The 16,068-nt window shown below is 71.1% G+C and carries 19 protein-coding genes; 13 read left to right on the top strand and 6 right to left on the bottom strand.

Translation table 11 applies throughout. From position 1 onward, the window contains the following. Positions 1 to 151: 151 nt before the first annotated feature. Both ACWCV3_RS05345 and ACWCV3_RS05340 read right to left on the bottom strand, forming a co-directional pair. Positions 152 to 739, bottom strand: a complete 588-nt coding sequence (locus ACWCV3_RS05345; RefSeq protein WP_451218639.1) for a lytic transglycosylase domain-containing protein — start codon at positions 737 to 739, stop codon at positions 152 to 154. Between the two features lie 207 nt (positions 740 to 946). Continuing rightward, positions 947 to 1,387, bottom strand: a complete 441-nt coding sequence (locus tag ACWCV3_RS05340; protein WP_451218636.1) for an ATP-binding protein — start codon at positions 1,385 to 1,387, stop codon at positions 947 to 949. 162 nt (positions 1,388 to 1,549) lie between these two features. Here ACWCV3_RS05340 and ACWCV3_RS05335 point away from each other — a divergent pair, with 162 nt between their 5' ends. From ACWCV3_RS05335 to ACWCV3_RS05325, 3 genes are read left to right on the top strand one after another with little or no spacing between them, the layout of a single operon-like run. Next, on the top strand, positions 1,550 to 2,428 hold the full coding sequence (locus ACWCV3_RS05335) for a helix-turn-helix domain-containing protein (RefSeq protein ID WP_451218633.1): 879 nt from the start codon (positions 1,550 to 1,552) through the stop codon (positions 2,426 to 2,428). Continuing rightward, complete coding sequence (locus tag ACWCV3_RS05330) at positions 2,425 to 2,682, top strand: DUF397 domain-containing protein (protein ID WP_031181346.1); 258 nt, start codon at positions 2,425 to 2,427, stop codon at positions 2,680 to 2,682. Before ACWCV3_RS05335 ends, ACWCV3_RS05330 begins: the two co-directional genes overlap by 4 nt. A 41-nt stretch (positions 2,683 to 2,723) precedes the next feature. After that, positions 2,724 to 3,530, top strand: coding sequence for an SAM-dependent methyltransferase (locus ACWCV3_RS05325; protein ID WP_451218630.1), 807 nt, complete (start codon positions 2,724 to 2,726; stop codon positions 3,528 to 3,530). 78 nt (positions 3,531 to 3,608) lie between these two features. Here the strand turns inward: ACWCV3_RS05325 and proP are convergent, their stop codons facing one another. After that, positions 3,609 to 5,105 carry a glycine betaine/L-proline transporter ProP gene (proP, locus tag ACWCV3_RS05320; RefSeq protein ID WP_451218628.1) on the bottom strand — a complete coding sequence of 499 codons (1,497 nt, stop codon included), beginning with the start codon at positions 5,103 to 5,105 and terminating at the stop codon, positions 3,609 to 3,611. A 178-nt stretch (positions 5,106 to 5,283) separates the two neighbouring features. Between proP and ACWCV3_RS05315 the strand changes: the two genes are divergently transcribed. Then, complete coding sequence (locus tag ACWCV3_RS05315) at positions 5,284 to 6,834, top strand: MFS transporter (protein WP_451218625.1); 1,551 nt, start codon at positions 5,284 to 5,286, stop codon at positions 6,832 to 6,834. 294 nt (positions 6,835 to 7,128) lie between these two features. Here ACWCV3_RS05315 and ACWCV3_RS05310 read toward each other — a convergent pair whose 3' ends face one another. Next, positions 7,129 to 8,427, bottom strand: coding sequence for a PP2C family protein-serine/threonine phosphatase (locus ACWCV3_RS05310; RefSeq protein WP_451218622.1), 1,299 nt, complete (start codon positions 8,425 to 8,427; stop codon positions 7,129 to 7,131). 451 nt (positions 8,428 to 8,878) lie between these two features. Here ACWCV3_RS05310 and ACWCV3_RS05305 point away from each other — a divergent pair, with 451 nt between their 5' ends. Further along, positions 8,879 to 10,087, top strand: a complete 1,209-nt coding sequence (locus tag ACWCV3_RS05305; RefSeq protein WP_451218620.1) for an epoxide hydrolase family protein — start codon at positions 8,879 to 8,881, stop codon at positions 10,085 to 10,087. Positions 10,088 to 10,149: 62 nt separating this feature from the next. Here the strand turns inward: ACWCV3_RS05305 and ACWCV3_RS05300 are convergent, their stop codons facing one another. After that, on the bottom strand, positions 10,150 to 11,169 hold the full coding sequence (locus tag ACWCV3_RS05300) for an SRPBCC family protein (protein WP_451218617.1): 1,020 nt from the start codon (positions 11,167 to 11,169) through the stop codon (positions 10,150 to 10,152). 3 nt (positions 11,170 to 11,172) lie between these two features. Continuing rightward, entirely contained in the window at positions 11,173 to 12,012 is an 840-nt protein-coding gene (locus ACWCV3_RS05295; protein ID WP_451218614.1) for a histone protein, read from the bottom strand. A 272-nt stretch (positions 12,013 to 12,284) separates the two neighbouring features. Here ACWCV3_RS05295 and ACWCV3_RS05290 point away from each other — a divergent pair, with 272 nt between their 5' ends. From ACWCV3_RS05290 to ACWCV3_RS05255, 8 genes are read left to right on the top strand one after another with little or no spacing between them, the layout of a single operon-like run. Continuing rightward, positions 12,285 to 12,635 (top strand): gas vesicle protein GvpO, encoded by a 351-nt coding sequence (locus tag ACWCV3_RS05290; RefSeq protein WP_451218611.1) that lies wholly within the window; start codon positions 12,285 to 12,287, stop codon positions 12,633 to 12,635. Between the two features lie 23 nt (positions 12,636 to 12,658). Then, positions 12,659 to 13,120 (top strand): gas vesicle structural protein GvpA, encoded by a 462-nt coding sequence (locus ACWCV3_RS05285; protein ID WP_451218608.1) that lies wholly within the window; start codon positions 12,659 to 12,661, stop codon positions 13,118 to 13,120. A 3-nt stretch (positions 13,121 to 13,123) separates the two neighbouring features. Then, a complete protein-coding gene (locus ACWCV3_RS05280; protein ID WP_451218605.1) occupies positions 13,124 to 13,837 on the top strand; it encodes a GvpL/GvpF family gas vesicle protein in 714 nt (237 codons plus the stop codon). A gap of 23 nt (positions 13,838 to 13,860) precedes the next feature. Continuing rightward, positions 13,861 to 14,109 (top strand): gas vesicle protein GvpG, encoded by a 249-nt coding sequence (locus tag ACWCV3_RS05275; RefSeq protein WP_451218602.1) that lies wholly within the window; start codon positions 13,861 to 13,863, stop codon positions 14,107 to 14,109. A gap of 34 nt (positions 14,110 to 14,143) precedes the next feature. Further along, positions 14,144 to 14,629, top strand: coding sequence for a gas vesicle protein (locus tag ACWCV3_RS05270; protein ID WP_451218599.1), 486 nt, complete (start codon positions 14,144 to 14,146; stop codon positions 14,627 to 14,629). Next, on the top strand, positions 14,622 to 15,416 hold the full coding sequence (locus ACWCV3_RS05265) for a GvpL/GvpF family gas vesicle protein (protein WP_451218596.1): 795 nt from the start codon (positions 14,622 to 14,624) through the stop codon (positions 15,414 to 15,416). The genes ACWCV3_RS05270 and ACWCV3_RS05265 overlap by 8 nt, the downstream gene beginning before the upstream one ends. Next, positions 15,413 to 15,658 (top strand): gas vesicle protein, encoded by a 246-nt coding sequence (locus ACWCV3_RS05260; RefSeq protein ID WP_451218593.1) that lies wholly within the window; start codon positions 15,413 to 15,415, stop codon positions 15,656 to 15,658. The genes ACWCV3_RS05265 and ACWCV3_RS05260 overlap by 4 nt, the downstream gene beginning before the upstream one ends. After that, positions 15,648 to 16,058: a gas vesicle protein K gene (locus ACWCV3_RS05255; protein ID WP_451218591.1), complete on the top strand. Its 411-nt coding sequence runs from the start codon at positions 15,648 to 15,650 to the stop codon at positions 16,056 to 16,058. The genes ACWCV3_RS05260 and ACWCV3_RS05255 overlap by 11 nt, the downstream gene beginning before the upstream one ends. The last annotated feature ends 10 nt before the right edge of the window (positions 16,059 to 16,068 follow it).

The raw sequence follows: 16,068 nt of genomic DNA, 5'->3' as shown, positions 1-16,068 counted from the left end.
CGTCCGCGGGACCTTCGTGCTGGTGGTCGGAAGTAGCCACAGTTCCTCCTCGCCGTCGCCGCGGGGCCCTCCGGCGGCGCGCTGCGTGCCGGTGGCCCCCTGCGAACACCGTCACCCAGAAACCGGCCGTCTGCATCCGGTGGGCGGCGGCTCAGCCCGCCAGGGCGTCCGGGTCGCGCGGCCTGCCGCCCTCTGCCAGCGCGTCGACGGCCCGGCCCCGGTACTCCCGGTAGCGCCGCAGGTACGAACGCGCCATGGGCCCCGGCGGGACGCCGCGGGCGAAGGCGCGCATGTTCCGTTCGCCCGCGTTGTAGCCGAGGGCGAGCAGCTCGTCGCGGGTGTAACGGCGTACATGGGCGCGCGGAAGGGCCCGGTCGAGGTCCCTCAGGTGCAGGGCGGCGACACGGACGGCGAAGGCGGGGTCCTCCCGCAGGTCCTCCCAGCGTCCCGACAGGCCGTGCGCGCGCCGCACCGACTCGAAGGCCGCCCGGTGCATGTTGGCCACCCCGAAGGACGCGCCGGGCTTCCACCACTGCCAGAGACGTTCGAGCAGCGGGTGGTGCGGCTTGTACGCCTCGTTGTGCAGCACGGTCATCAGAAGCGCAGGCGACACCCCGGCCGTCTCGGCGCTGCGGGCGACGGTCCCGGCGTAGTCGGCCGGGTCGTAGCCGCCGGGGAGCAGGGGCGGGGTCGGGGCACGGCCCGGATCGTGCGACGCCGAAGTCGGTGTTCTGTCCATGAGCACGGCCTTTCCCCTGCCACCAGCCGGACGGGCGGACCGTCCGCCGTCCTTCTGGCCAGCAGGTGCCCGGGTGCCCCGGCCTCAATCCCCTACCCGGGGGTGGTCCTGTGCGAGCGTCTCCTGCACGCCCCCGCCGGCCCGGACGGCGGGGACGACCGCACGCTGCTGCTGGCCGAACTGACGCCCGCCGAAGGCTGATCAGGCTCAGGGGCTCAAGGTCGCCCAGACGGCGTTGCCGCTGGTGAGCCGGGAGCGGTCCACGCCCCAGGAGTCGGCGAGCTGCTCGACGAGCACCAGGCCCCGGCCGCCCTCGTCGTCCGGGCCGGGTTCGCGCCGGGTGAGGCCCTGGCCGGAGTAGTCGTGGTCGTGCACCTCGATGCGCAGGCGGCCGGGGGCGACGAGGCCGACGCCGCAGAGGATGCGCACGCTGGAGGTGTGCAGGACGGCGTTGGTGGCCAGCTCGGAGACGAGCAGCACGGCGTCCGCGCACAGCTCGCCGGGGAGCCGCCAGGCGGCCAGCCGGGCCCGCATGGAGCGGCGGGCGATCCGGACGCTGGAGTGGTGCGATCGCAACGTGATCCAGTGCGTCTGGTCGGGGTCCGCGACGTCCAACAGGTCCGGTAACGAGGTCGTGGTGGGGGTCACGATGCATGCCTTCCGTGAGGCGGTCACTCAAGTAACTATGCTCGCAACCGAGTTCAGGCTGCAACCGACTCCCTGATAATTACAGGGAGCCGCTTTCCATCTGGTTGATTCACCAACTCCCTGTCACACTTGTATGAGTGACAGCCCATCAGGAGGTAGGGCGTGAGTGAAGGCCGTTCGAGCGCGGGCAGTGGCGCGAGCGCGCCCACCGTGCTGCGCATGGTCCTGGGCCGCAGGCTGCAGGAGCGGCGCCTGGAGGCGGGCGTCTCGCTGGAGGACGCGGCGCGCGCACTCAGGGTGACGGCCCTGACCATCCGCCGGCTGGAGAAGGCGGAGGTGGCTCTCAAGCCCCTCTACGTGGAGAAGCTGCTGGAGACGTACGGCGCCGGCCGGCAGGAGCGGGACGAGTTCGTCGCCTTCGCCGAGCGGGCCAACGAGCCCGGCTGGTGGCACGCCTACCGCGACGTGGTGCCGGGCTGGTTCAGCGCGTACGTGAGCCTGGAGACGGGCGCGAAGACGCTGCGCACCTACGAGCCGCACTACGTGACCGGCCTGCTCCAGACCCACGCCTACGCGCGCGCCGTCCTCGCCGGCGGCTTCCCCAACGAGGGCGACGAGGATCTGGCGCGCCGGGTGGACCTGCGGCTGCGCCGCAGCGCTCTGCTGGAGCGGGCCGACTCGCCGACGCTGTGGGTCGTGATGGAGGAGGCCGTGCTGCACCGGGTGGTGGGCGGGCCCGAGGTGATGCGGGAGCAGATCGACCGGCTGCTGGAGTTCTCCGAGCTGCCGCACGTCAGCGTCGATGTCGTGCCGTTCGCCGCCGGCGCCCACGTGGGGGCGTGCGCGCCGTTCACGTACTTCCGGTTCGAGGAGCGGGAGCTGCCGGACATCGTCTACAGCGAGATCCTCTCCGGCGCGATGTACCTGGACCAGCGCTCCGACGTCGTCGCTCATCTGGAGGCGCACAACCGCATGTCCCTGCTGTCCTCCGACGCGCAGAGCAGGGCGCTCCTGAACCGCATGCGCAAGGAGTACTCATGACGACCATCGACGGCCGCGGCCACGCCTACAACGGGATGCCCGCCTCCGACCTCGGCGAACAGGGCTGGGAGTCGCCATGGAGCGGCCCCAACGGCGGCCAGTGCGTACAGACCAAGCAGCTCGCCGACGGCCGGGTGGCGCTGCGCCAGTCGACCGACCCCGCGGGGCCCGCGCTGATCTACACCCCGGAGGAGATCACCGCGTTCGTCGCGGGGGTCAAGCGGGGCCTGGCCGACCACCTGACCAACGGCTGACTTATCTCTCCCCCCCACGCACACACCGGAAAAGGGACAGGATGACCAACTCACACGCGGCGCGGGACATCGACACCAGCAGGCCCCACTCCGCCCGGATGTACGACTACTACATGGGCGGTAAGGACCATTTCGAGATAGACCGGCAGGCGGGGGAGGCTGCTGCGGCGATCTATCCCGGCATCTTTGTCTGCGCCCGCGAGAACCGCGGCTTCATGCACCGGGCCACCCGGGTCCTGGCCCGGGAGCACGGCATCCGGCAGTGGCTGGACATCGGCACCGGCATCCCCACGGAGCCCAACCTGCACCAGGTGGCTCAGTCCGTGGTCGCCGACGCCCGGGTGGTGTACGCGGACAACGACCCGCTCGTCCTGAAGTACGCCGAGCGCCTGATGCGCAGCACGGCCGAGGGCCGCACCGCGTACATCGAGGCGGACGTCAACGACCCGCAGTCGCTGCTGGACTCCCCCGAGCTGACCGACGTACTCGACATGAAGCAGCCGGTGGCGCTGTCCCTGAACGCTCTCATGCACTTCGTGCCGGACGACCGGGACCCCTACGGGATCGTCGGCAGGCTGCTGGACGTGCTTCCCTCGGGCAGCGCGCTGGCCATGAGCCACTGCACGCCCGACTTCGACGCGCCGACCTGGGAGAAGCTCGCCGACCTCTACAACGGGGCGGGGACCCCGGTGCAGTTCCGCACCCGCACCGAGGTGGCGCGCTTCTTCGACGGGCTGGAGCTGCTCGAACCCGGTGTCACGGTGGGTCACCGCTGGCGTCCGGACACCGAACCGACCGCCACCGACGCGGAGATCAGCCTGTGGACCGCGGTGGGCATCAAGCCGTAGCGGCCGCGGCCACAGACGACGGAAACGCCCCCCGTGCCGTGATGGCTGGGGGCGTTCCGTCGTACGGGGGGGGCGGCTTCAGAACCTGGGCGCCGGGGCCTGGGTCTGGACGATCTCCGCGGCCTCCTTCTCCGTCTCCACGGACGGAGGCGAGCCCGCGAGGGGCTTGTTGGCCGTCTCCTTCATGCACAGCACCGCGATCACACCGACGACCGCGGCCGCGGTGGCGTAGTAGGCGGGCATGAGGTTGGTGTGGAAGACGCTGATCAGATAGGTGATCACCAGCGGGGTCGTGCCGCCGAAGACCGAGGTGGCGAGGTTGTAGGCCACCGACAGGGAGCCGTAGCGCACCTGGGTCGGGAAGATCGCCGGGAGCGCGGCCGACATCGTGCCGAGCATCGCGACCAGGGACAGGCCCATCATGAGCAGGCCCAGCGCGATGAGGACCACGCTGCCCTGCCGGATGAGCAGGAAGGCCGGCACGGACAGGAACACGAACCCGAGCATCCCGGCCATGAGCAGCGGCTTGCGGCCGAAGCGGTCGGAGAGCCGGCCGACCTGGTTGATGACGCACATCTGCAGCACCATCACCAGCAGCAGGATCAGCAGCCCGTGGTTGGTGGGGTAGCCCAGTTCGTCCGACAGGTAGGTCGGCATGTACGACAGCAGCATGTAGTCGGTGATGTTGTACGCCGCGACGAGCGCGAGGCACAGCACCAGCGGACGCCAGTACCGGGTGAAGATCCTGCCGAGGTCGGCGGTGGCCGAGGTCTCCACGGCGTCGGCGGCCTCGGTCGCGCGGACGCTGCCGCCCTCCAGCTTCTGGAAGGCGGGTGTCTCGTCGAGCCTGAGCCGCAGGTAGAGGCCGATGAAGCCGAGCGGTGCCGCGACCAGGAACGGGATGCGCCAGCCCCAGTGCAGCATCTGGTCCTCGCTGAACACGGTGCTCAGGACGACGACCAGGCCGGAGGCCCCGACGTATCCGGCGAGCGTGCCGAACTCCAGGAAGCTGCCGAAGAACCCGCGCCGTTTGTCCGGGGCGTACTCCGCGATGAAGGTGGAGGCACCGCCGTACTCGCCGCCGGTCGAGAAGCCCTGGACCAGCCGGAAGAGGATCAGCAGGGCGGGGGCCCACAGGCCGATGGAGGCGTGCGAGGGGATCAGACCGATGGCGAACGTGCCCACCGCCATCATGATCATGGTCATGGACAGGACGCGCTTACGGCCGATCTTGTCGCCGAGCGGGCCGAAGACCATGCCGCCGATCGGGCGCACCAGGAAGGCGACGGCGAAGGTGGCGAAGGAACTGAGCAACTGCACCGTGTCGTTCCCCGAGGGGAAGAACACCTTGCCGAGAGTGGCGGCCAGATAGCTGTAGATGCCGAAGTCGTACCACTCCATGGCGTTGCCGAGCGCGGCCGCCTTGGTGGCGCGCTTCACGGCGGCCTGGTCGGTCACGGTGATGTCGCTGCGGCGCAGCTTGGGATTGCGCCGCCGCTCGACCGCGCGGAACAGCACACGGTGGCGTCTGACCGCGCCGGGGTCCACCGGGTCTTCGTTGTCGAGGGCCGCCATGGGTGTTCCTTTCGCCGTACACGTTTTCAAGCAGAACACCTGCGCGGTCAACGCGCGCTCAAACGATCCTCTTCACTGTGCGCCCGTACCGCTACCGAGGGTCATCGAACGGGGGGTGCGAAGGGGCCGTACGAGTGCGGGTGCGTGCCGGGGAGCCTCGGGGGAACTCGGATGCCCGATGTGTTCGTCCCCGGCGAGAGGAGCCCTGGTGACTGCGTCGGCATCGACGGCGGGCGGCGGGCGGCCGTCCGCGTCCGAGGACGGGTACGAGCCGGACCCCCGCAGATGGCGTGCCCTGTGGGTGACCCTGGTCGCCGGTTTCATGAGCCTGCTGGACGTGACGATCGTCGCGGTCGCGCTGCCCACCATCCAGCGGGACCTGCACGCCACCCCGGCCGAGGTGCAGTGGGTGGTCTCCGGATACGCCCTGACCTTCGCCCTCGCCCTGGTCACCGCCGGGCGGCTGGGCGACGCGCTGGACCGGCGCCGCATCTTCCTGCTGGCGCTCAGCGGTTTCGTGGTCTTCAGCGCGGCGTGCGGCGCGGCGCCGGACATCACGCTGCTGGTGCTGGCCCGGCTCTGCCAGGGGCTGGCGGCGGGGTTCATGGCACCGCAGAACTCGGCGCTGATCCAGCAGATGTTCCGGGGAGAGGAGCGCGGCCGGGCCTTCGGCTTCTTCGGCGCGACCGTCGGGATCTCCTCCGCGATCGGACCGATCACCGGTGGCACCATCCTCGCCCTGGTCTCCGGCGAGCAGGGCTGGCGGTGGATCTTCTACGTCAACGTCCCCATCGGGCTGCTCGCGGTCCTGCTGGGCCGCCGGCTGCTGCCCCGCATCGAAGGCAAGGGGCGCGGGAGCGTGGACGTGCCGGGCATCGCGCTGCTGGGTACCGGGGTGCTCGCGCTGATGTACCCGCTGGTCCAGGCGGACTCCGGCGGCCTTCGGCGGCTGTGGTGGCTGTTCCCCGTCGCGGTGGTGCTGCTCGTCGCCTTCGTGCTGTGGCAGCGGCGCCTGGTCGCCCGGGAGAAGCAGCCGCTGCTCGATCCGCGGTTGTTCAGCCAGGTGCGCGGCTACGCGGTCGGTGCCGGAGTGGGCACCCTGTACTTCGTCGGCTTCAGCGGGGTGTGGCTGGTGTTCGCGCTGTTCTACCAGCACGGGCTCGGCTACTCCCCGCTCAGGTCCGGTCTCGCCGTGACGGCCTTCGCCATCGGGTCGGCGAGCGCGGCCGTACTGGCCGGGCGGCTGGTGGACCGGTTCGGCCGGGTGCTGACGGTGTGCGGACTGGCGGGGGTGATCCTGGGCCTCGGCGGCACCGCGCTGCTGCTGCGTCTGGCGCCCCTGGGCATCGCGCCCTGGCTGGCGGCGCCGGTGCTGTTCGTCGGCGGTGTCGGCTCCGGCTTCGTGGTGTCCCCCAACATCACCATGACCCTGCGCGACGTACCGGTGCGCATGGCGGGGGCGGCCGGGGGCGCGCTGCAGACCGGACAGCGGCTCGGGGCCGCGGTGGGCACGGCCGCACTGCCCGGTCTGTTCTACGTGGTGCTCGGCAGCACCCACGGCGACTACCGCACCGCCCTCGTCACGGCCCTGGTCGCCGCGCTGATCGGCATGGCCGCCTCGCTGGCGCTCGCCGCGTTCGACTGGCGCCGCGACCGGCCGGAGCGGCAATCGGGCGAGAGGCGCCCGGACGAGGTGGCCGACAGCCCGGTACACACCCGGCACACGTGAGCCCCCGCGCCCGGGAGTGGTGGACGGTGGAGTCCGCCGGCACGATTCGCCACCCCGGGCGCGAACGCGAAGTCGTACCCAGGCGTGTCAGGTGGCGCCCGCCCGTCCGGGTGATGGCGGGCGGGTGGCCCGATGCTCCGGTGGCGGTCTCCCGGCCCGGGCGCGGCGCGCGGCGACGGCCGCCGTCAAGAGGTCCGCCGTCAGTCCCCGCCGCACGGCACATGTCCCCTCGCGGCCCGGGCGTACGTCACACCGAGCGGTCCTTCATCCCTGTGTCCGGCCCCCGGCCTCGCGTCAGGGGGCCGTGGTGGGCAGGCGCAGGGCGATCAGGGCCACGTCGTCCTCGGCGTCCGGGGCGAGGCCGGCCTGGAGCGCCTCGCACATCACGTCCAGGTCCTGGTCGATCAGGGTGGCCGCGTGCTGGCGCAGCCGGGTGAGGCCGTGGTCGAGGGACTCGCCCCGGCGCTCCACGAGGCCGTCGGTGTAGAGCAGCAGGGTGCTGCCGGGCGGCAGCACGGCCGTGGCACCGGTCCGGCGGCCCTCCGGATCGACGCCGAGCACCATGCCGCGCCCGTCGTCCAGGTAGCTGGTGTCTCCGGCCGCGGTGACCAGCAGCGGCGGCAGATGGCCGGCCGACGCCCAGTCCAGCTGGTAGCCGCCGTGTTCCGGTCTCTTCAGCAGGGCGTACACGCAGGTGGCGGTCTGGTACGGGTAGAGGACGGCCATGGCCAGGTCCAGCCGGCGCAGGATGCGGCCGGGCGGCTCCTGCCGGTCGCAGGCGATGCCGCGCAGCATGTTGCGGATCTGGCTCATGGCGACCGCCGCCTGCAGGTCGTGACCGGTGACGTCGCCGATGATCAGGGAGATGTCGCCCTGGGGGAGCTCGAAGCTGTCGTACCAGTCGCCGCCCACCTGGGCGGACGACGCGGCGGGCGTGTAACGGGCGGCGATGCGCAGGCCATCGATGACCGGCAGGCGGGGGAGCAGCGAGCGCTGCAGGCGTTCGGCGATGTTCTGCACGTCGGCGTGCAGCCTGGCGTTGTCCGCCGCGAGGGCCACCCGGTGCGCCAGCCCCTCCACCAGCGCCAGGTCCTGCTCCCCGAACGGGGTCCGGCCCGCCTCACGGACGAGGGTCAGCGCGCCGAGCACCCGGCGCCGGGCGCGCAGCGGCGCGACGATGCCCGATGCACCCCCCAGCCGCCGGAACAGCTCGCTGTTCAGCGCGTGGAGGGGGTCGGGGATCTCCGGGTCCGGCTCGAAGTGCTCAGCGCCCAGCAGCAGTGCCCCCGCCCCGCGCAGCACCCGCGACCACGGGTCGTCGGAGTCCTCCCCGACACCGGGCAGCACACCGGTCATGCCGGCCACCGGGGTGCCCGGCTCCCGGTGGGTGACGCAGACGCGCTCCAGTTCGGCCGCCTCGTCCAGCAGATCGCCCACGCTCCAGTCGGCCAGCGCGGGCACCAGCACCCGGCACACCCGGCTGATCCCCTCCGCCGAGTCGAGCGTGCTCGCCAGTACGGCGGCGGTCTGGTCCAGCAGGGTGAGCCGGTCCAGTGCGTCGCGCAGCGCGGGGTCCACGTCGAAGCCGTCCATGCAGGGCACGTACCCGGCGCGCCCGGCCGGGACAACGGGCGGCGCCCGGCGAGAGCCGTTCGGCCCAGGGGCACCCGGCCGGCGAGGGCCGCACACGAGCCCGCATCTCCCACCCGGGCCCCGCCCTGCCCAGGGTCCGGTGCCGCTCATACTGATCATGCCGGTGGCGGCGGTCGGCCCGCCGGAAATGCCCGCTCGATCAGGGCGCCCAGGGACATGCGTTCGGATCAGGCAGGACCCGGTGAGCCCGGCATGATCCGAACGAGAGGCCCCGAGAGCTGTCCCGTCATCCCCGGCGGATCAGGGCCAGGCGTCAGATGCGGTGCCTCGCAAAGGCGGAGGGTCGTCCGGATACCGGGTGTATGCGGACGACCCGACAACGCCGCGAGGCGCCGTGGCTGACGCCGCGCGCCCGCCGGGGGTTACGGGGCAGCCCTTAGGCTGCGTCGACATGACGACCGCACCTGACACCGGCATCCGACCGTTCCGCATCGACGTCCCGGAGAGCGAGCTGGCGGACCTGCGCCACCGCCTCGACCGCACCCGGTGGCCGGACGAGCTGCCGGGCGTGGGCTGGGACTACGGCGTGCCGCGCGACTATCTGCGCGAGCTGGCGGCGTACTGGCGGCACGAGTACGACTGGCGGGCGGCGGAGGCCCGGCTGAACGAGTGGCCGCAGTTCACGACGACGATCGACGGCGCGGACATCCACTTCGCGCACATCCGCTCCCCCGAGCCGGACGCGACCGCGCTGATCGTCACCCACGGCTGGCCGGGCTCCTTCGCCGAGTTCGAGCGGATCGTGGGCCCGCTGACCGACCCGCGCGCGCACGGCGGTGACCCCGCCGACGCGTTCCATCTCGTGCTGCCGAGCATCCCCGGCTTCGGGTTCTCCGGCCCGACCCGCGAGCCCGGCTGGGAGTACCGACGGACGGCCGCGGCCTTCGCGGAGCTGATGGACCGCCTGGGCTACGCGCGGTACGGCGCGCAGGGCGGTGACTGGGGCGCGGCCGTCTCCCGCGAACTGGGCCGTATCCGCCCCGAGCAGGTCGTCGGCGTCCACCTGAACCTCGTCCCGGGCGCCTGCGCGACCGCCGAGCCGACCGGGGAGGAACTCGCCGCGCTGAGCCCGGCCGAACGCACGCGCACGCTCGCGTCCTGGGAGCGGATGAAGGCGTGGAGCCGCGAGCAGCAGGGGTACGCCGACATCCAGTCCACCCGCCCGCAGACTCTCTCGTACGCCCTCACCGATTCCCCCGTGGGCCAACTGGCCTGGATCGCGGAGAAGTTCAAGGAGTGGACGGACTCGGTGGACCGCCCCGAGGACGCCGTGGACCGGGACCACCTGCTCACCGACGTGATGCTGTACTGGCTGACGGGCACGGCGGGTTCGTCCGCGCGCATCTACTACGAGCGCGCCCACGCGCGGTACCGGGGACAGCCGCCCGAGCCGTCCCGGACCCCGACCGCGTTCGCCGCGTTCCCGCGCGAGAACTTCATCGTTCTGCGGCATCTGGCGGAGCGGCACGACAACATCGTGCGCTGGACGGAGTTCGACCGGGGCGGGCACTTCGCGGCGATGGAGCAGCCGGAGCTTCTGGTGGGTGATGTCCGTTCTTTCTTCAGGGAGTTGGAGATGCCGGAGCGGGAGAGGAGCTGATCGTGCTCGCCGGGCGCGACCGCCGTGGCGGGGACGGGCGCGCCCGGTGAGCGGTGCGGGAGTCACCTCCCTTCCTGATCCTCCTCGTCCTCTTCCTCTTCGTCCTCGTAGTCCCCGTCGTCGTACTCGTCCTCGTACTCGTCCTCGTCCTCGTCGGGGGCTTCGTCGTCCTCTTCCTCGTCGTACTCGTCCTCGTACTCCTCTTCGTCGCCCTCGCCCTCTTCGGCCTCCTCGCCCGCTTCTCGTTCCTCCTCCTCCACGGCCTCCTCGTGGGAGCGGACGACCTCGCCGTCGCGGATCTCGCCGCGCCAGCCCTCCACCTCGTCCGGGTCGGCGAAGCTGACATAGCGCTGGAAGTTCTTGAAGTCCAGCCGCAGCCGGCGGCCCTGGGCACGCCAGATGTTGCCGGTCTTCTCGAAGAAGCCCGCCGGGGAGTACTCGACGACGAGGACGATCCGGGTCAGTTCGGGGGCGAGTTCGTGGAAGGTCACGCAACCGCGGGTGGTGCCCTTGGCGCCCTCCGAGGTCCACACGATCCGCTGGTCCGGGACCTGCTCCTGCACGGTCGCCTTGTAACTGCGCTTGGAGGGACCCACCTTGAGCTTCCAGTCACTGGTGACCTCGTCGCTCTGGGAGACGCTCTGCACTCCCTTGGTGAAGCCGCTGAACTCGTCGTACTGAGTCCAGTGGTCGTAGGTGGTGCGCAGTGGCAGTCCGATGTCCAGCACCTCGATGATGTTCATCACCTTGGCGTTTCCGGACTTCCCCTTGCTCCCGCCGCCGAACAGCCCTTTGGCCTTGTCCACCACCTTGTCCTTCACGTCCCCGGCCTTCTCGGCGACTATCGCCTTGAACGGCGATTCGCCCTGGAGAATGCGGCTGCCGACGCCCTTGATGAGGCCGCCGCCACCGCCGCCGTCCCCGCCGGCCGAGTCGAGGAGCTTCTGGGTCAGGCCCGTCAGCTTCTCGCCCGTCTTCCCCACCAGGTGTTCCGCCTGGGCACCCAGGTAGTCGCCCACCTCGCTCCGCAGCATCTGCAGGCCGGAGCCGGCACCATCCTTGACGTCTTCCTTGCCTGCCATGGCCTACCTCCGACGCCCAGCGGTCTTCTTGGCAGCCGACTTCTTCGCCGGAGCCTTCTTGGCGGGGGTCTTCTTCGCCGGAGCCTTCTTGGCCGCCGTCTTCTTGGCGGGAGCGGACTTCTTGGCGGGAGCCTTCTTCGCGGGGGCCTTCTTCGCCGGGGGAGCCTTCTTGGCGGGGGCCTTCTTCGCCGGAGCCGGCTTCTTGCCCGAAGCCTGCTTCTCGGGGGACCGACGACGCGGTGCAGGCTTCTCGGGCTCCTCCTCGGGCTCTTCCTCCTCCTCAGGCTCTTCCTCCTCCTCAGGCTCTTCCTCCTCCTCGGGCTCCTCCTCTTCCTCCGGCTCTTCCTCCTCTTCCTCCTCGTCCTCCTCGGGTTCCTCCTCCGCCCGCGGTTCCTCTACTTCCTCTTCGCCTTCCTCCTCGAACTCCTCTTCCTCCTCGGGCTCCTCCGCCTCGTCCTCGTACTCGTACTCCTCGGGCTCCTCGGGCTCCTCGGGCTCCTCCTCCTCGGCCTTTTCCTTCTTCTCCGACTTCTGGCCGATGCGCTGTGTGCGCTCGCGGAGAGACTCGGCCAGACCGCCGAGGCGGCGGTCGGCGGTGGCGGTGAGGGCCGTGCGTCCCGCGTTCAGCAGTTCCCCGCGAAGCTGCTCGTTCAGATCGGAGACGCCCGGAATCTCGCCGAGTTTGCCGAGCCCCTCGCTCAGCAGTGCCTGGGGATTGAGCCCCGTGCGCCTGCCGGCCAGATAGGTCGCCAGGGCGAAGGCGAGGCGTCCCTTCTTCGTACGTCCGAGTACGTAGCCACCTGCGACGGCGGCGGCGAGAGCGACTTTGGTCGTGTCATTCATGAACCGGTTCCCTTCGGAAGAGGTCGGGGACAACCGGGCTTCGGTGTCTGAACCCCGACCCGGCTCGCGATCGAGGAAGAAGGGATCGCACGCACCCTGTGCAACGCCGAGGCTCTGCATGAGGCGCACACGCGGTTCCGGCGAGCTCAGTGAGGAGCCGGCCGACGCTGATGCGGCGTATAACCCTATATGCTGAAATTGTATGTTCATGCGTGGAATCTGGCGCCCGCTCCGGTCCTGCCGGAGAGACCGCTTCGATCACCGGAGAGACCATGGCCGCAGCAGAAGAGCCCGCCAGGCGGCGGACCGGCGGCAGTCGGGCCACCGGTCGGCGACCGGCCGGTGAGCCACGTCGCCGACCCGCGAAGGGCCCTGCCTGGGCGATGCGGACCGCGGCCGAGCAGCTCACGGAGCTCCTCGGCCGGGCCCCGGACTCCGTCTCGGCACTGAAAGCGACGAACGACGGCTGGGAGGCAGACGTAGAGGTGCTCGAACTGGAGCGAGTGCCCGAAACGACCAGCGTGATGGCGACCTACCGCGTCTCCCTCGACAAGGAGGGTGACCTCGTGGCCTACGAGCGCACGCGCCGCTACACCCGGGGGCAGATCGACCGGCGCGGCTGAGCCCGCCGGTGAAGGGAGGCACCATGACCGTGGTGCCGCAAGGCGGAGGCAACGTCAGCCGCGGCGGTGGCGGCGGCAGCCTCTACGACGTCCTGGAACTCATCCTGGACCGCGGCCTGGTGATCGACATCTTCATCCGCGTGTCCGTGGTGGGCATCGAGATACTCAAGATCGACGCTCGTATCGTCGTCGCCAGCGTGGACACGTATCTCCGCTTCGCGGAGGCGTGCAACCGGCTGGACCTGGAGGCCGGGCGCAAGGCTCCGGCCCAGCTCACCGACATCGTCGGCGACACCATGGAGAGCGGCGCCAAGGGCAAGTCGAAGGGTGCTCTGACCGGGGCCGCCGAGGCGGTCACCGACACCCTGAAGGCGGTCACCGGCGGTGACAGCGACGACGAGGACGAGGAGGAGCGTGAACCCCCGCGGAAACGCCGGCCGGCCAAGCGCACCTCCAAGCGCACCTCGACCCGTGAGAGGGAATGAGCGATGGGCGTCTACGTCTACTCCGTCACCGACAAACAGCACCCGCTGCGCCTCGACGGGCTGCGCGGCGTCGGCGAGTCCCCCGGTCCCCTGCGGACGGTGACCGCCGGGTCGCTGTGCGCCGTGGTCAGCGACGCGCCCGTGAACCTGCGTGCCAAGCGCCGTGACGTCGGCGCGCACCAGGAGGTGCAGGAGCGGCTGATGGCCGACGGCACCATACTGCCCCTGCGGTTCGGCCTGGTGGCGGCGAGCGACGAGGAGGTGCGGGCCGCCCTGGAGGAGCGTGCCGAGGATTACGCGGACCGGCTCCGGGAGTTGGAGGGCTGCACCGAATACCACCTGAAGGTGGCGCAGGACGAGGACTCCCTCCTGCGTCAGATCCTCACCGAGTCACCGGCCGCGCGGCAGCTCAACGACGAGATCAGGAACGGGTCGGACGATCCTTCGGCACCCGTGCGGCTCGGTGAACTGGTGGCCCAGGAGGTGCAGGCCCGTCAGGAGGCGCTGGCCGCAGGCGTGGTGGAGGCACTGCGCCCGCTCGTGCGTGACGTGGACTCCACGCAGCCGACCGGTTCGGATTTCCTCAGCGTGTCCTTCCTGGTGGCCGACGATCAGGAGGAGGCATTCCTCACCACGGAAATGAGCGTCGCCCATCAACTGGGCGAGGGGCTCGACTTCAGGCTGAACGGTCCGCTTCCGCCGTACAGCTTCGTCTGACGACTGAGGAACCGAGAGACGTCATGGGCCTGTTCACCCAGATCCTCACCCTCCCCCTGGCGCCGGTGCGCGGCGTCGGCTGGGTGGTCGAGCGCGTCCTGGAGGCGGCCGAGGACGAGTACTACGACCCCGCCCCCATCCACGCCGAACTCGCCGCGCTGGAGAAGCAGCTGCTCGCCGGAGAGATCGACGAGGAGACGTTCGACCGGCGCGAGGACGAGCTGCTCGACCGGCTGGAGGAGATACGCGACTTCCGCAACCGGCAGCCCTGATCCAGCACGCACCAGGGAAGACGAGGCCCCCATCGTGAGTGAACCACTGGGCAACCGGCTCGGCTCGTCCCCCTCGCGGGCGACCCAGCCTTACGGGCAGGGCTCGTCCGCCAACCTCGCCGACATCCTCGAACGCGTGCTGGACAAGGGCATCGTGATCGCGGGCGACATCCAGATCAACCTGCTCGACATCGAACTGCTGACGATCAAGCTCCGGCTGCTGGTCGCCTCCGTCGACAAGGCGAAGGAGATGGGCATCGACTGGTGGGAGCACGATCCCTCGCTGTCCTCCCGGGCCAGGGGCGACGAGCACTCGCTCGCCGAGGAGAACCGCCGCCTGCGGGCCGAACTGGCCGCTCTCAGGGAGCCGGAGGAACTGCTGGAGGTCGAGCCGGAGGAGTACTACGAGGAGGAGCCGGAGGAGGAAGAGGTGGAGGAGGCCGAACTGGAGGAAGAGGAGCCGGAGCCCGAGCCCGCACCGCGCCCCGCCCGCCGACGGAGGCGGAGCCGCGATGAGTGACCTCATGACATACGTCTACGGCGTGATCCGCGCCGATGCCCGGCCGGCCGGGCTGGAGGGCGTCGCCGGCGCCCCCGTGCGCCTGGTGTCCGACGGCAACGGCCTCGCCCTGGTGGCGAGTTCGGTACCGGCCGAGGACTTCCGCGAGGAGGCGCTGCGTCGCCGACTGGAGGATCTGGACTGGCTGAGCGCGGTGGCCCGCGCCCATCACCGGGTCGTGGAGGCGGTCGCCGCCCACACCACCGTGCTCCCGCTGCGCCTGGCCACCGTGTATCTGGACGACGCCCGGGCGCGTCAAGTGCTGCACGAGGGACGCGAGTTGTTCACGGACCGGCTGGCCAGGCTCTCGGGCCACGTCGAGTGGGGCGTGAAGGTCTACGTGGACCCCTCGGCCGCGCCGGAGCCGCCTCCCGCCCCCGCCGAAACACAGTTGAGCCCCGGACGCTCCTACCTGCGCGGCCGCCGGCGGCAGCAGCGCCATCGGGACACCGCCCACCAGGAGGCCCAGCGGGCGGCGGAGGGCATCGAGGCGGCGGGGCGGGCGTACGCCAGCGAGCGGGCCCGGCACCGGGTACAGCAGGGGGCGCTCGCAAAGGCGGCGGGCGAGAACGTGGTCAACGACGCGTATCTGGTGCCGCTGGAGCGGTGCGACGCGTTCCGCGACGAGGTGCGGCGGGCGGCGGACGGTCTCGCGGGGGTGCGGGTGGAGATCACCGGACCGTGGGCGCCGTACTCGTTCGCCATGGCGTCCGAGGAGAGCGGCGACGCGGCGGGGGCCGGGCCGTGACCACGCCCGACCGGCAGCAGGCCGCGACAGAGCCGCTGGCGCAGCGGCAGGTCGCGCTCATCGACCTGCTGGACCGCCTGCTGAGCGGCGGGGTGGTCCTCACCGGCGACGTGGTGCTCTCCATCGCCGGCATCGACCTGGTGCGTGTCTCGCTGCGGGCGCTGATCGTGTCCATCAGCTCGGAGGTGCCCTCGCCCTTCGCCGAGCCGAGGCAGATCGAGGGACGGGGCGATGACGGCTGATGGGGAGCGCGGCGGACCGGGCCGGCGCCGGGCGGAGGTCGCGGCGGCGGCCGAGCGGGCGTTCCGCCTGCTGCCCGCGGCCCCGGCCGACCTGCCCGCCTCCGACGAGCGGGCGCCCCGGCCGGCGCGCCGGATCACCGCCGACCCCGACACCGTGGAGCGGGATCTGATGAAGCTGGTCCTCACCCTGGTCGAGCTGCTTCGTCAGCTCATGGAGCGCCAGGCCCTCAACCGGGTCGACGAGGGCGACCTGTCCGAGGAGGAGGAAGAGCGCCTGGGGGCGACACTGATGCTCCTGCACGACCGGATGACCGGGCTGTGCGCGCGGTACGGCCTGACGATGGACGACCTCAACCTGGACCTCGGTCCGCTGGGCACTCTGCTGCCGCCCCCGGAGTGAGGGCGGCGGC

It is taken from the genome of Streptomyces sp. NPDC001781 (assembly GCF_053596035.1).
This window is presented reverse-complemented; position numbering and strand designations above follow the sequence as displayed.

Bases quoted from the DNA above. Each gene is read 5' to 3' on its own strand.
- ACWCV3_RS05345 (WP_451218639.1), bottom strand. From the start codon at position 739: ATGGACAGAACACCGACTTCGGCGTCGCACGATCCGGGCCGTGCCCCG.
- ACWCV3_RS05330 (WP_031181346.1), top strand. From the start codon at position 2,425: ATGACGACCATCGACGGCCGCGGCCACGCCTACAACGGGATGCCCGCC.
- ACWCV3_RS05325 (WP_451218630.1), top strand. From the start codon at position 2,724: ATGACCAACTCACACGCGGCGCGGGACATCGACACCAGCAGGCCCCAC.
- proP (WP_451218628.1), bottom strand. From the start codon at position 5,105: ATGGCGGCCCTCGACAACGAAGACCCGGTGGACCCCGGCGCGGTCAGA.
- ACWCV3_RS05315 (WP_451218625.1), top strand. From the start codon at position 5,284: ATGTGTTCGTCCCCGGCGAGAGGAGCCCTGGTGACTGCGTCGGCATCG.
- ACWCV3_RS05310 (WP_451218622.1), bottom strand. From the start codon at position 8,427: ATGGACGGCTTCGACGTGGACCCCGCGCTGCGCGACGCACTGGACCGG.
- ACWCV3_RS05305 (WP_451218620.1), top strand. From the start codon at position 8,879: ATGACGACCGCACCTGACACCGGCATCCGACCGTTCCGCATCGACGTC.
- ACWCV3_RS05300 (WP_451218617.1), bottom strand. From the start codon at position 11,169: ATGGCAGGCAAGGAAGACGTCAAGGATGGTGCCGGCTCCGGCCTGCAG.
- ACWCV3_RS05295 (WP_451218614.1), bottom strand. From the start codon at position 12,012: ATGAATGACACGACCAAAGTCGCTCTCGCCGCCGCCGTCGCAGGTGGC.
- ACWCV3_RS05290 (WP_451218611.1), top strand. From the start codon at position 12,285: ATGGCCGCAGCAGAAGAGCCCGCCAGGCGGCGGACCGGCGGCAGTCGG.
- ACWCV3_RS05285 (WP_451218608.1), top strand. From the start codon at position 12,659: ATGACCGTGGTGCCGCAAGGCGGAGGCAACGTCAGCCGCGGCGGTGGC.
- ACWCV3_RS05280 (WP_451218605.1), top strand. From the start codon at position 13,124: ATGGGCGTCTACGTCTACTCCGTCACCGACAAACAGCACCCGCTGCGC.
- ACWCV3_RS05275 (WP_451218602.1), top strand. From the start codon at position 13,861: ATGGGCCTGTTCACCCAGATCCTCACCCTCCCCCTGGCGCCGGTGCGC.
- ACWCV3_RS05265 (WP_451218596.1), top strand. From the start codon at position 14,622: ATGAGTGACCTCATGACATACGTCTACGGCGTGATCCGCGCCGATGCC.
- ACWCV3_RS05255 (WP_451218591.1), top strand. From the start codon at position 15,648: ATGACGGCTGATGGGGAGCGCGGCGGACCGGGCCGGCGCCGGGCGGAG.